Source organism: Sorangiineae bacterium MSr12523, from assembly GCA_037157775.1.
GTDB classification, from domain to species: domain Bacteria; phylum Myxococcota_A; class Polyangia; order Polyangiales; family Polyangiaceae; genus Pendulispora; species Pendulispora brunnea.
Genome location: CP089982.1, coordinates 10,982,076 through 10,996,226, shown reverse-complemented (window position 1 = coordinate 10,996,226; position 14,151 = coordinate 10,982,076). Strand labels below are relative to the sequence as shown.

Annotated in this window: 10 protein-coding genes and 1 other RNA gene; 2 read left to right on the top strand and 9 right to left on the bottom strand. The window is 62.7% G+C overall.

Features of this window, described 5'->3' with window-relative positions; genetic code table 11:
• Positions 1–176 precede the first annotated feature (176 nt).
• The 5 genes from LZC95_43385 to LZC95_43365 form a co-directional block, all read right to left on the bottom strand.
• Positions 177–2,261, bottom strand: coding sequence for an amidohydrolase family protein (locus tag LZC95_43385; GenBank protein ID WXA93284.1), 2,085 nt, complete (start codon positions 2,259–2,261; stop codon positions 177–179).
• 69 nt (positions 2,262–2,330) lie between these two features.
• Positions 2,331–3,857, bottom strand: coding sequence for a carboxypeptidase-like regulatory domain-containing protein (locus tag LZC95_43380; GenBank protein WXA93283.1), 1,527 nt, complete (start codon positions 3,855–3,857; stop codon positions 2,331–2,333).
• 90 nt (positions 3,858–3,947) lie between these two features.
• On the bottom strand, positions 3,948–5,399 hold the full coding sequence (locus tag LZC95_43375) for a hypothetical protein (protein WXA93282.1): 1,452 nt from the start codon (positions 5,397–5,399) through the stop codon (positions 3,948–3,950).
• A gap of 4 nt (positions 5,400–5,403) precedes the next feature.
• Entirely contained in the window at positions 5,404–6,657 is a 1,254-nt protein-coding gene (locus LZC95_43370; protein WXA93281.1) for a prohibitin family protein, read from the bottom strand.
• A gap of 132 nt (positions 6,658–6,789) precedes the next feature.
• Positions 6,790–7,257, bottom strand: a complete 468-nt coding sequence (locus LZC95_43365) for a hypothetical protein (GenBank protein WXA93280.1) — start codon at positions 7,255–7,257, stop codon at positions 6,790–6,792.
• Between the two features lie 242 nt (positions 7,258–7,499).
• On the opposite strand from LZC95_43365, the gene LZC95_43360 reads away from it, so the two are divergent.
• Positions 7,500–7,865: a VOC family protein gene (locus tag LZC95_43360; protein ID WXA93279.1), complete on the top strand. Its 366-nt coding sequence runs from the start codon at positions 7,500–7,502 to the stop codon at positions 7,863–7,865.
• A 98-nt stretch (positions 7,866–7,963) separates the two neighbouring features.
• Positions 7,964–8,320: a transfer-messenger RNA gene (gene ssrA / locus LZC95_43355) on the top strand.
• Positions 8,321–8,941: 621 nt separating this feature from the next.
• On the opposite strand, the gene LZC95_43350 is transcribed toward ssrA, so the two are convergent.
• From LZC95_43350 to LZC95_43335, 4 genes are all read right to left on the bottom strand, one after another.
• A complete protein-coding gene (locus LZC95_43350; protein WXA93278.1) occupies positions 8,942–10,615 on the bottom strand; it encodes a Hint domain-containing protein in 1,674 nt (557 codons plus the stop codon).
• 298 nt (positions 10,616–10,913) lie between these two features.
• The gene (locus tag LZC95_43345) at positions 10,914–11,378 is read right to left on the bottom strand and encodes a DUF1203 domain-containing protein (GenBank protein ID WXA93277.1); all 465 of its coding nucleotides are present in this window, start codon (positions 11,376–11,378) and stop codon (positions 10,914–10,916) included.
• A 632-nt stretch (positions 11,379–12,010) separates the two neighbouring features.
• Positions 12,011–13,237, bottom strand: coding sequence for a hypothetical protein (locus LZC95_43340; GenBank protein WXA93276.1), 1,227 nt, complete (start codon positions 13,235–13,237; stop codon positions 12,011–12,013).
• Positions 13,234–14,106, bottom strand: a complete 873-nt coding sequence (locus tag LZC95_43335) for a GNAT family N-acetyltransferase (GenBank protein ID WXA93275.1) — start codon at positions 14,104–14,106, stop codon at positions 13,234–13,236. The genes LZC95_43340 and LZC95_43335 overlap by 4 nt, the downstream gene beginning before the upstream one ends.
• Positions 14,107–14,151: the final 45 nt, after the last annotated feature.

Genomic DNA, 14,151 nt, shown 5'->3' with positions numbered 1-14,151 from the left:
GCAAGGCCCGGGGGGGGAGAGCCATCAACGCGGTGTCATAGGAAGAGATTGCGAGGGTTGTGCCAGCAGCCCACCCTCGATTTTCTCGGCGATTTCTGATCGAGCCCGGCTCAAATCCTTGAAGAAGTGAAATCGCGGCTTTCACTTCTGCGACGCGCACATCTTGCGCGTGGGAATCAACGTTTCACACCCATGGCCTCGTGAAGGTCGCCCGCGGCGAACACGACGCCTCCGCGCACGGTGGTGGTGATCTTGCGAAGGTCTTCGATGTGCTCCAGCGGGTCACCATCGACCACGAAGAAATCCGCGTCCTTGCCCACGGCGATGGATCCCGACGTCTTGTCGCGCCCCATCACCCGCGCCGAGCCCAAAGTGGCCAATTGAAGGACGTCACCCGTCGGAATGCCGGATTGAACGTAGAGCGCGAGCTCGTGGTGCAGATGGAGCCCGCCCCCCTCGTCGGTGCCGGCCACGATGGTGACGCCGGCGTCGTGCAGCGCCTTGAGCATCTGAAGCATCTTGCCGAATGCTTGCGCGTAATGTTCGTCTTTGCCTTCCGGAACCTTCAGTCCACCGGTGAGGTATCCTCGCTGAACCTGCAACGGCAGTCGGTCGACGAGTGATTTGTAGCTGGGCAGAACTCGTCCCTGGCGCGCGAGGAACTGTTTTTCGAACACGTCGAGCGTGGGATCGACCACCGTCTTTCGCTCGCGCAGCAATTTGATGAAGTCTTGGGCCGGTTTCGAAGCGATATCGAACGAAGGCGCTTTGTCGGCCACCAATGTGAATCGCAGCAGGCTTCGCGTGTCCGTGTCCTTCTCGACGAAGAAGTTCAGAAACAGCATGTTCATGTGCTGAATCTCGTCGTACCCCGCGCGCACGGCCTCCTCGGCGCGCATGAACGCCGGAATGTGTCCGCTCACGCGCATCTTCTTTTCGTGGGCCAGCCGCGCGAGGATCGGCACCAGTTCGGGCTTGATCGAATTGTAGATCTTGATGCCTTCCCACCCGCGCTTGGCGTAGAAATCGACGGCGGCCTTGGCTTCCTCCTCCGTCGTGGCCGTGATCTTCGAACCGGCAGCGCCCGCGCCGCGGCCTTCGATGAAGCCTGAACGCAGCACGTGCGGGCCCACGGCGGCGCCCTCGTCGAAGTGCTTCTTCAATTCATCGACGAAGTCGGGATCGTTGCCGAGATCTCTCGAGGTCGTGACCCCCGCGGCGATGTCGAGCATCCCTTCTTCACGGGTCAGATGGGCGTGCATTTCCCACAGGCCCGGGGCGAGTGCCTTCCCGCTGAGGTCGACCACCTCCGCCCCTTTGGGGACCTTCGCGCCCTTCGACGGTCCAACCCCCACGATTTTACCGCCGACCACCGTCACCGAATGATCCGGCAGCCAACGCTTCTTCGCGACGTCCAGGACCCTCGCGTGCTGGAACACCATCCCCTCGGCCGGTGCCCGGTGCGCGAAGCGTGCGAACTGATCGCGCTCTCGCTTGGCATCGAAGGCCTTTTCCGCCGCGACCAGCGTGTCGTTTGCGCCCTCCCAGCCCTCGGGAAAGTGCCACCACCACGTGCCGGCGAACCCGAAGAAGCTGCCGTCGTCCTCCGCCCAGAAGTACTGCGGAAGAAGATCGAGACCGGTGATTCCCCACGCCACGAGATGCTTTTCTTGACCGCTCGCGCGCACCGTGGCCTCTCCAAAGCGCTCGAGCCGTGCCTCGCCATCGGGCAGCAACGCAATCTTGCCGCCGTGTTTCTGCAGGGCGGCAAAGAGGATTTCCGTGATCTCGGGCAGGGGAGCGACCGGGATGTAGAAGGCGGGACCGGTGAGTTCCTTTTCGCCCTGTTCTTCGGCGCTCTTCCATCGGGCGCGCGTCTTTCCTCCGGTGGTGTCGATGGAAAAGGATTCGTCGATGGGGGTAGCTCGCACATGCGTGCCCTTGGCCGCGAAGAAGGCCAGGGTGCCATCGGGCGCGGTTCTCCAGCGGCCGTCGACCTTGGGCCCGCGCCCATTGTTGATGTACTGGTACGAAAATTCCGCGCTCCCATCGGGGTGGGACGTGACGACGCTGCCGCCCGCCTTGCGGGAGAGCACCGTATCGCTTCGACGGACGACCTTTGCGTCGGACTTGGCGACAGGCGGCGCGGCCGTGATCTGGGGCGCCGCCTTCGAGCTCGGGGCGGTTGCCGGAGGCGGAGAGGAGCCACACGCCGCTAGAGCTGGCAGCAGCACGAGACCAAGAACGCGAGTGGATTTCATACCCGTTCCTTCGACCATGTCGCTGCCTTCGTTTCGTTCATCTCCGCGGCGATAACTCCGCGCTTCTGCTCAGTGCACGATGATGGGCGGGGGAGGTTCGTTGTCGTTGGAGACGCAGGACGCTAGGTCGAAGAGCATGAACTCGAGGGCCTTTTCCTGCGGGGACAGATCGACGCTGGTGAAGCCGCCCGCGGTGTTGAAGCCTTGGCAGCCCGCTGGGAACAGCGTGCCCTGTTTGCCGGCGATGTCTTGCGTGGCGCCGGACGAGACGTGCATGTCGGTGAAGACCGCGCGGCCGCAGATTTTATCGTCCTTGGCGCCGATTGGGGCGTTGTAGGACATGAGCTGGACTGCCGCGGGATCGCTCGCCTTGGCGGCGTCGGGGTAGTGGGGCACCTCGCTCCACTTCGTAGCCAGGTCCGCCTTGACCGAGCTGAGGACCGCGCGCGCGTCCTTGATGGCGAGTTGCCCTTTCGTCGTCGTGGCCTTCACGTTTTGAAGCCAATCGGCGAAGGCGGCACCTTTGGGGAAGTCGGTGCGGATCGTGGACATGTGCGTCTTGCCTTCCACCTCCGGCGCCTCGGGATTCCATCCACCCGTCGACTTGACGGCGGCGGGACCTTCGCTGAAGAAGTACTCGTGCCAATGCGAGGCGAACACGCGCCCGCCCATCGACTCGTAATCGTAGAGCGCTTGGCGCGCGGCCGGTGGCTTGCTCTTCGGATTTCGGCCGCCCTCGCACGAAAGGATCACCATGTCGTATTTCTTGAGCTGGTCCACCGTGTTCCATAGCTCGGTGGACTTCGGGAAAGCCTTGCCGTCGCCGAAGCCCGCGCGGAACCCCGAGGTGGAATAGGCGCGCTCGTCCGGATCCTCTTCCTCGAGCAGGTCCTCGCCTTTGTAGAGGTGGACGCGGCCCTCGCCTCCCTTGCTGGTAAACTCGCTGATGTCGATCCCCATGCGCAGCGGCAGGCACTCCATGGAGTCGGCCCCGCCCGTGGTGATGGCCATGAGCGGGATGTTTCCCTCCGCCCGGGTGCGAGGCAGGCGCGTTTGATTCTTGTCGGCGAGGGCGGTGTTCGTGCAGGCCGAGACCTGCGGAATCTTGATCTCGCGGCGCCACTTTCCGAGCTGGATCACCAGCGGGATGTCCTTTCCCACGGGCATGTGGGGAATCTTGAATTCACCCTTGGCATTGGTCTGCACGCCCGTGAGCGGGTTGCCCGAGTAGAGCTTTCCATCGCATCGGTCGCACGAGGCTCCGGATTGGATCGGCTCCACGGGCGCGTTGGGCACGTACACGACGACGTTGTAGAGAGGAACCTTGCCGGCGGGATCGTAGACGACGCCGCTCACGGTGGTGTCGCCCCCGTTCGGGCATTGCACCTGCTGCTGGCACAATCCCGTGCACGGTCGCGCGTCCGATCCCACGCCGCCCTCGCCGAAGCTGCCGCCGTGGTTCTCGTCTCCCAATCCGCCGTCTTGGGTTCGGTCGTCAAAACCCGATTCGTTGTCGCTACCGCAGCCCGGACCGAGCACAAGCGTGGCCGCAGAAGCCGCAAGAAAGCCGATAAGCCACGTTGATCCCCTCTTCATGAAAGCACCCCGCAAAAGTCGTTTTCGTCGTTAGGGTCACGAAAATATCGCGAAGTGTAAGATTACGTCGTCATCGTGCGATGCGCCACATCATCGCAGCGCCAATGTGCCCTGTTGCCAGTCGGCGGTCTTCCATTTCTGGAACGTGGAAAAATTGGTGAGGCTCGAGGCTTGCTTTTCGATGCGGAGACTGTCCGTTGCCACGACCTGGAAGGTTTTCTGAATGCGCGGTGGCGTGGTTCGCGGCGAGCCGACAGGCCCGCTCACGCGTGACTCACGCACGAGAAGAAGGCGCGAGCCATCGGCCGAGAAGCCTGCAAGCTCGACGTACCCCAGCTCGGGATCGACGGTGGCCGGCGTGACGGTGTCGGCGATCCAGGCCTGCGAGCCCGGAGACGAATGAATCACGAGCAACTCGCTCCAGCCCGGAAGCGGCTGCACGGTCAGGGCGACGGCCGTTTCGTGCGGGGACACGCGGATCGACGAGGGCCATACCACTCCATAGGTGCAATGCTGGAAGGCTTCTTTCTGCGGCGGCTTTTTCACGCGCACACAGGTTTGCCCGGGCTCACCCTCCGCGAGCTCCACGCTCACGCCTTTGACCGCGGGGGTCGACTCTTCGGCCCAGCGCACCGTGGCCACCCGCAGTGCGGCCTCGTCGTAGGCGAGGAGATCCTCGTCGGCCAGGGCGGCGCGATCGGCGGTGAGAAACTCGCGCTTCGCGGCATCGCTGGCCTGCTTCGCAAGCGCGCGATCGCCGGTGCGCGCCGCCGAATACGCGAGCTCCGCTTGCACCGCCGCGCGCCGCAGTCGTAGCCGGGTGCGCTCGTGCGCCGGGACACCCGCATCGAGCTTCGTCGGATCCACCGTGTCGAGAACGCCCGAGCGCCATTTCGCCAGGGTCAACGCGGCGCTGGCACCGAGGGAAGGATCCACACATTCGGGATCGGTCAATCCCAGCGCCGCACGGACGCGTGCCCGCCCGCTTCCACCAAGAGCGAGCACGCGCCGGTAGGCTTCGCCGTCGTAGCAAACGCGTGTCTGCCCCTCGCGCTCGAATCGGACGAAGTGCACGCCGTAGCTCTCCGCGGCTTCGAGCTGCGCGGCCAGCACCGCGTCCCCTGTTTTGACGACGCGCGCCGAGGCGCGCACACCGAGCCGCTCGGCCATCGTTCCCAGTGCGTCGAAGGTGTCGGCACCGACTTGGGCCGCCGGCGCCGCGCGCAAGTACAGGGCAACGTAGCCGATTCCGAGCGACTCCTGCCCGGGGGCGTCGCGGAAAAAATCGACGAGCGTGGCGAGCTTCGGGGCGGAGCTTTCGTCGACGGCGTAGCTGCGCACCATCGAGGGATGCACGTAGCCCGCGCGCTCGCGGCGATGATCGTACACCTGGAGATAGCCTTGCCGTTCCCCGCGCACCTCGAGCCAATCGCCCGAAGCGAGGGTGGTCTGGCGCGGGGCCGTCCCGTGCGAGGCCGCACGCAAGGGCACCTGGTTCTGAACGACGAGGGCAACGGTGAGCGCGAGGGCCGGCAGCAGCATGGGGCTATTCCCTTCCTTCGCTGGCGGGGCTCGCGGCCTTGGCGGCCGCCTGCGACGAAGGTGGCGGTTGCCCGAGAAGCCCGCCCGCGAAGAAGCCGCTCTGGGGCGGTGCAATGATGACCTGCACTTTGTCGGAGAGCTTGTCGGCCACCGTCTTCTGGATCAAGAGCGGATTCTTCGCAATGAGCGCCGAATCGCGTTCCAGCTGCGCCGATTGCGCTTTGCCCGTGGCATCGATGCGAAAGGCCTCCGCCTCGGCGAGCTTGCGGCGCGAGTCCGCCTCGCCCGCAGCCTCGATGCGGCGTGCATCCGCCTCGCCCTCGGCCTGCTTCACGCGGGCCACCTTCGCGGCCTCCGCCTCGAGCCGCTTTTGCTCGATTTCCTTCTCCTTGAAGGGGAGCACGTGCTTCATCGCCTCGGCGCGCGACTTGGCCGCGATGATTTCCTCCAGGCCGGCGGCCTCCGCCGCCTTTTCGCGTTTCACCTTGTCGGCATCGGCCTCGAGCGCGGCCTCGCGCACCTGCTTGTCTTTGAGCTCCAGCGTGTAGCGCATTTTCTCGGACGAGAGCTCCTCGGCGAGCATCGATTCCAGTCCCGCGCGGTATTCCTTGGGGAGGTCCACGGCCCCGATGAAGACGGAACGCAGAAGGATACCATCGGGAAGCAATTGCGGTTTGAGCTGATCCTCGAGTTCCTTTTGAATGTCGGCGCGCTTTTCGGAAAAGATGTCGCGCACCGTGTGCTTGGCGAAGGTGCGATGCAGCACGCCGTCGACGGTGGGCTCGACGAGCTCGCGTCCAACGTCGGCGGGGCGCTCGGCGACGGAGACGACCTTTGCGGGATCCAGCGCATAGCGCACGGAGACCTCGACGCCAATCGAGAGGCCTTCCACGGTTTGGAAGGGGGCTTCGGCATCCGCGCGGGCGCTTCGTTCGGAGCGATAAATCTGGTCACGAAGGGGGAAAAGCCGTAATTCGTGCAAAAGCGGAATGTCGATGGCCCAGCCCTCGCGCAACGTAGAGACGCCGCCGGTGAGCCGGTTGGCGCGAACACCGATTTCGCCCGGCGGAATCGAGCGCACGGGCCGCAGGAGCATGAGGCCTCCCGCGCCCAGGACGAATGCCGCAACGGCGAGCACGCGGCGCCCTCGTTCGGTTCCGACGGTTTCGAGAATACCAAGTACCGTTGCCCATGCCGCGGCGCGCGACAGGACTCCGATTTTGCGAAAGAACGCACCCAAGGAGCGTAGAAAGCGCATGACGACCTCCGGGGGCTCGTGGAGTGCAGCCGCCGCGCCACGATCGATAATCGGTATTTCGGCCTTGGCGGGTTCTGCGCTCGTGTCCCGCGGGGAACGTTCCGCGCGGTCGCCGGGACACAGAAGCGGGGCTTAGCTTTTTCCGGACCAGCGCTCGTCGACGATGACCGACGTAATCGTATAAACGCAGACCATCGCGCCCTGCCGAAAACAGGTTGGCTGCGAGACGAGGGAAGGAGCACCCACGGCGGCCAATGCTGCTTTGAGAATGCCTTGTTCCATGACGCAATGATGCGGCGTGTTCTTCTCGAGCTCCGCGTAGCCGGCCTCGAAGCGCAGGACCTTCCACCCGCCGATGCCGCTCCCGCGGTTGGCGTGATGGTACATGGCGTCGATGCCGTAAATGATGTCGCGCGCAGAGGACGCCGAGGCGAGCACGCGCTCCTCGTGCGAGAGGCTGAAGACCATGCGTCCCATGCGCAGGAGGCCGTAGTAGCCGACCCGCTCGTCGAGCTTTTCCATCAAGTCGAGGAGCCAGCCGATGGGGTACCACCCGTCGGGCTTCACGTCGCCCAGGCGCCGCACTTCGTCGTCGCCCAAGACTTGCTCAGGTAGGGACAGAGTTCGCAGCACCGAGAGAATGTCTGACCCAATCGTCTCATGATTGGTGCCGGCGTAACCTCGGGGTCGTCGGGCTGCTGCTGTAACCAAGGTGAGAAAGCGTAGAGCACAGCGCAGGTCGCCGGGAAGACTCGAGTGCGCTTGGGCAACGTCGGGGGCGGGGGTGAGCTGGGTAAAAAGCTGACAGAAGGCTGTCGGCGGCACACCGCAGGCTCCGAAGTATGAAAAACGCAGTCAACTGGTTCGAGATCCCGGTGAACGATCTGGAGAGAGCGGTCCGGTTCTACGAGGCGGTGTTCCGTATCGAGCTCAAGCGGGAAAGGTCCGAGGATCTCGAGCTGGCGATTTTTCCATCAGACCAGGCAGGGGTCGGCGGGGCTCTTTCGCTGAGCCGCCACCGGGCGCCGAGCCCGAACGGGTCGCTGGTGTACTTGAATGCGACGGGGGTTTTGGACGAGGTGCTCGCGCGAATCGAGGGGGCGAGCGGTCACGTGCTCCTGCCGAAGACGAACATCGGCGATCCCGGCTTCATCGCTCTTTTCAGCGACAGCGAGGGCAACGTGGTCGGCCTGCACGCGCCGCATTGACGGATGGCGGGCGATGGCGGGGACGCCGCCCAGCGAACGAGGCTCTTGACGCGGCGGCGTGCATCTTTATCTTGCCGGGTCTCGACGTACCTCATTTCGGGGGCGATCGGCTTCGACGGAGATGTCAACGGCATTGCAGCGTACCGTGGCCCGCTGATCCACGTAAAAATCCGCGGAACGTCTAGTTGCGAACGATAACGCACTCGCTCTCGCTGCCTAAAAAACAGTAGAAGCCGTCCAACCGAAGGGCCCGCCAGCGCCCTCGGAAGGGCGTCAACAAGCTGGCTAGCCAAGTGTCGGGTTACCGGGCCCAAGGCGAAAACAAACAGGTGACTAGCTCCAAGAGCAGCCTGCCGATGGGCGTTTCCTGGAGCAAATTAAAACGTCGGCTACGTACGTAGAAGCGTGTCGCGTGCCATTTTCGGACCCGGGTTCGATTCCCGGCGCCTCCACCCTGTTCAACGAAAAGGCCCCTAGGCGGGGCCTTTTTCGTTTCCCATAGCTAGGTCATCGCCGTTCCTGCACTCCGCAAAGCCTCCGTGCAGGAACGGTCGATTCCCGGCGCCTCCACCCTGTTCAACGAAAAGGCCCCTAGGCGGGGCCTTTTTCGTTTCCCAAAGCTAGGTCATCGCCGTCGATTCCCGTGCGCATCGATGGAGCGCCGGCATCTTGCCGGCGGTGCGCCGGCTTCCAGCCGGCACGCCGAGAGAGCATTGCGCCGCTGGCAAAGCGTGCGTACAGGAACGCTCGATTCGCGTGCGCATCGATGGAGCGCCGGCATCTTGCCGGCGGTGCGCCGGCTTCCAGCCGGCACGCCGAGAGAGCATTGCGTCACTGGCAAAGCGTGCGAGCAGCATCGGTCGATTGACGCGCTGGAGGAACGTGGCTCGATCTCGCCTATGCTCGTCCGTGAGACATGCGACCGGGGAGGCTCTATGGCAAACGATATCACTCGATCGGGGCCTCGGGGTTATGAGCTGCAGTACCTCGTTACTGCATGGTGTGCACTCCAGGCGCCCAGCCACCGTGGTGACGGGGTCGGGATTCCGCCGTCACCACGGCATTCTCGTCGCGCATTACCCGCGCGCGTGGGCTTTCCTTTGGGAGCGGTCTTCGAGCCAGCTGGCGTAGTCGGTGTGCATCGATGGGTGCAGGCGGGCGCGCACTTTGGCGGGGTCGGCGGCCGCTTCGCGGAGGAGACGGCCCTGGATCAAATAGTCGCCGACTTGGATGCCATTGGCTACGAACGTCGTCTCGCCCGGGCGTGTCGGGTCGAGCCATAGATTGTACAGCACGTGGCCGGCAAGGCGCTCTTCCTTGACGGACGTCAAGGTCGTGTGTTCGCCGCCGTGCGCACGCACACGGTCACCCACTTTCAGCGAACTGGCCTGGACCGCACCCGATGGAGTGCACATCGGGTGCGTGGCCGACACGGTCAACGTCGAGCCGTTGTTGAAGGCAAGAACGAGCACCCGGCCATGGTGCGGTTGCGCCAGCGTTGCCAGCACAGGGCGTGGGCCGCCGTCGCTCATCACCGTGTCCTCGTTGGTGATGTCCTCGACCAACTTGGTGGCGCCGTCGGCGAGCAATATCTTCGTGCCCTTTGCCAAGCAGTGCCAGACGTAGGTCAGCGGCTTGATATGGGCGATGCCGTCGAGCGGGTTCTGGTCAGGCAACACCGAGCTGGTAATGACGACTTCTTCCGCCCCGCTGAGGATATCGTCATAGGCACAGGTGATTTTCGCCGTGAAGAAGCAGCGTGTCTCGGAGACCCAGGGGCACTTGCCAAAGTTGATCGCGGAGCCTTGGTCGTCGGCGGTCGCGTGCATGTCGAAGAGGACCGTGCGCCCCGTCTTGTCCGTGGGATCGAGCATGAAGTATTTCGCGTATTGTTGTGCATCTTGCTGATTGATGCCCGAGCTGCCGCCCTCCGCGAGCGTAAGGTCGAACTCGAGTGCGGGATTGTTGATGCCAATGCTCGCGGGCTTTTGCTTTAGCTTGAATGAGCCCTGCAGGGGAACGAGCATGTCGAAGTCATTCGGCTCGTGCTGCCAGAACCAGTAATCGACATCGGCATTGCGCCCGACCACGCTGTATCCACGGGCTAGGCCAATGACGATGTTCGTAAGATCGCCCGTGGTGCGGTCCTTGTTCTGAACCGGTGCCTTGATGATCGGATCCGTCGACGCCTTCACGACCTTACTGACCGCATGCGAATTGATTTCGGTGGTACCGTCCTGGTAATTGACGACCCACGATGTCAACACGGTCACCTTGGTGCCGGCTTTGACCGTAAGTGCGGTTTCCGTATCGGTATCGACCTGCACGGTCTGGCCGACGAACTGCACGACTTGACCGTGGGCGAGCACCACCGTGCTCCCCTGCTGTTTCATCGCCACGAAGGCCGTGACTTTCATCATCGCCACCGGCCGGGTGCGGGTCAGCACCACACGCGCCATGAGCTTGTTGGTCTCGCGATTGGCCGCAACGAAGACCACGTTCTCGGCGGATTTGAAATTGTGTGGAGCCGCCTTGGTTGCAGTATCGGGTGCTGCTGCCACGGTAGCTTTGGCGATGGCGGCGTGCAGCGCGGGGTAGCGACTCTCCGCCAAGCCGCCATGTTCAGCGGTGTGTTTGAGGAACGCCTGGTGATCCGGGTGCGTGGTGTGCTTGCCACCGCCGGCGTCGATCATGGCGAGGACGTTATCGAGCGATTTGGCGTGTGCCTGCGTGAGCTGAGTGGTGCCCATGGGAGCCTCTGGTGGGTCGGAGGTTGAGACGACTCGGGTCAATGGACGTGCTTTGGTCGCGTCGAAACGGGATCGAAATGCGATATCGCGACAGCCACTTTGTCGTGGACGATCCTACGAAGCTTGTCGAGCCCGATCGTCAGCTCGACGCAAAAGCAGACCCGAGGTCACCATCTACCCACGCTAATAGGCAATGCTGTCGGCCAAGACGGCAACCGATGGGGTGCCGTCTTCCTCGATGCGAATTCGACATGCCGATTGGCAGTCGTGGATATCTAAATGCTCGCTGCGTGCCGAATTACGCCCGCTCGATGCGCGCGGCGTAGCAACCCGGTTTGGCGTAGTGAACATGCAAATAACTCACGCGAGCCTGCGACAAGAATCGCGCAATGGCCCCCTCGAGCTCGGGGCCATCGATGACATCCGCGTCGAGCAGCATGCTCCGTCGATCGAAGGCACGGACCGACAAGAGCCGCTTTCGAAGCTGCTCCGGTATTCGGTCGATTTCGTCATACATCGTCTCCCCTTCGCGAACATAGATCGCGTAACTCGACCGGAACGGCGAATCGACGGGGTGGTGCTCGTAGTGGGTCAGCAACACGGCCTGCCCGGGCTCCGCGTCCGTGAGACTGATACGGCACGGATACCCGGAGCCACCGTCGGCAATCACTCGAACGACGCCGCGCCCAGCAAGCTCCTCGGCCGAGAGAGAAAATAGGTGGGCAAACTGCTCGGCGGGCAAACCGCAAATTCGATAGCTCATGATCATTCCTCCACGTTGTCGTGGGGTGATATGGCGGCAAAGCCGTCGCGGAGCACTTCGTTCCTTGCTCTGAAATTCGACATTCTCGTTTAGCTGCCCACAACCTGCGCGCCGAGCTGGTACCCGCTCTGCAACGCCCTGGTGAATTTTGGACGCTCCACCATGAAGGTCGGGAAGTGCACTTGCGGGACAGTAACGGACTTCATTACGTCGCCACGCTCCTACGCGAGCCCGGTCGTGAGTTTGCGCTGCCGTCTCGTACACCTCTCCGCACCGCTGGACGTAATCCATTCCGATGCAGGCAAATGGCTCGACGCGGAGGCCCAAAACCGAGTGTCGACGCCGGCTCGAGGCGATCGAGGATGCTCTCGAGGAAGCCGAGTCTCGCGCGATACCGACGCGATCGCACGCATCCGACATGAGTGAGAAGCTCTCGCTGGCGAACGCGCACGCATCAACGTGCAACGACGAATCCAAGACGTTCTCACCCGTATACGCGACTTCGATCCCAGCTTGGGCCGACACCTCGAGCGTCACGCCCAAAACGGGCCTCTACTGCTCTCGGTCTCCGTGAGCAGACTAATTGCGAACTGCAAAGCATCCGTGCCAGAACGGCGTACGGAGCGAGAACGCTACGGATTCACGAAGACGGCCATGACGGACGGAAAGAGAAGGCGCGATCGGATGGCTGCCACCTGCTGCCGATCGATGAGCTCGTTCGAAGGGTTGTCGCTCAATATCTCCCTCAATATTCCCGCGTCATCGGATGCGAGACGGACACCCGATAGATCTCGATGATCTTTCGCGAGCCGCATCGCGCATTCGACGGTTACGTCGATGGGAGATTCATTCGGAAAACCTTCTTCCAACAACGCCAGGGCCGACTTCCTATCCCACGCGACCATGGCCACGGCGAGAAAACGACGAAGGCGAGCATCCTGCACCGTCTTGCGTAGACCACAAATCGTTTGTTCTCGGGCTGAATTCAGGATTGCGTGCAGCAGTAACCGCGTTTTTTTTCCATGCTTCGTGCCCACCCGGGAGAGGATCGCGGCGATGGATTCGATATCACGTCGGAGCTCTAGGTCGACCTCCAGATATCGGATCATACTCTCGAAGTCATCCGCTTCGACCAGCCGTAGCAGCTCGGCGTCGTAATCATCGTGCCCGAGCATGCCCAGCATCTTCAATAGCTGGCAGCGACGCGTGACGGCGTCGTCTTGGAAATGCGACGCCCTCGCCATACCCGGTCGAAAGAATGTGAACTGTCTGTCTCCAGATGAGTCGCGTGGCGTGGAGTGGCGTGTCCTCACGACCAGGCTGACCGAGGGAACATCGAGGTGGAACGTCGAATGAATGAATTCGTCTCCAGGAAGAATACGTCGGACGTCGCCGCGATGAAGATACTCTGCCTTCGTACAGCGCATATCGCCTATGCGAAAATCCGCATTCACTCTCTGTCGCTCTTCGAATTCGTAGACCGAGTGTAGGCTCGTACCCTCGAAAACTTGAAACGCACCGGCAAAGGAGTGGCTGTGAACAGCCGGCGACCCGTCCAGCCAGAAGAGGGCCTCGATGTAAAAACGGCGACCCTCGTACAATGTCACCGGCGGTTGTCCGAATGTAGCCTCGATGTTGTGTTGCTTCGGTAAGTTTGGTTCGATGTTTACCCATCGAACGATATCCATCCACGAAATCGACTCGTGAAGCGCATGCTCGACCAATGCCCGGTCGGCAATCACTGCGAGTTCGACATTGTCGTAATCGGCCTGCTGCCATGCGTACTCGACGTCGCGAGCCAGGTCCATCACCAAAGAGGTAATATTCACGCTGCTCCTTGCCTCCGAAGTGCGCGTCATAGGCGATAATGCCAGCGGTGCCAGGGGCGTACGTCATCGCGATGCCCGTTCCGCTCGAACGCGGATGTCATCGGACGGTTTAGAACGTCCGCGTCTGAGAGCATCGAGGCGTACCCCCGCGCATCGGCCGCGAGGGTGCCCGCGCGTACGAGATCATCGATGTAGCCGTTCCCCCGATGCTTGGGGACGACGCCGATGAAAACGATTGTCGCGGTGGTGTCATCGAACGGCGACACTGCCACCATGCCCACAGGATCACCATTTGGCTGCCTGGCGACGAGCCAGCTCTTCTCGTCTCCCGAGCCGAAGTAGGTCATGAAGACCTTGGCCCAGTTCATCTCCCCGGCCCGTGCGCGGTACCATGCATCGTTGCGATCCAGCGTGCCCTCGCCGACCCGGCCGATGATCGAACAATACAGTTCAGGGCCGACCTGCTCGATGGTTTCGAAGACGAGCCGATTCGACGGTGATGGCGGGCAAGTCGAGCCGCGCGTCCAGGTGAAGCCTTGCTTCTCCTGAAATAGTGCCGCACCCAGAGCTTCGAAGACCGCACATTGCTTCTCGGGATGAGCGCTTGTTTCGCGATTGACGACCATCTGGGGGGCCTCAGGTATGTCGTGCCGGATGGTGTCAATGGCTTCCTTGATCAAGAATCGTCCCGCCTCGACGTAGTCGGGGGCGTCCCAGGGTAGCCATAGCCCGAAAGCAAAAGCTTCGCGCGCAGGTAAGTCGCCGAGGAACGCTGCTGGACACGTATCTTCGACTTGGAATCCGACTCGCCCGATGTCGATATCTCGGCGCGTGAGGACGAAGCACCACTCGTAACGGGTTCTCTTGCGCTCGAGTCGGTCGGTCAGCGACGCCTCCACGGAGGGCGCGCCCTCTAGCCGGAAGTCTAGCGACGAAGTGATGCG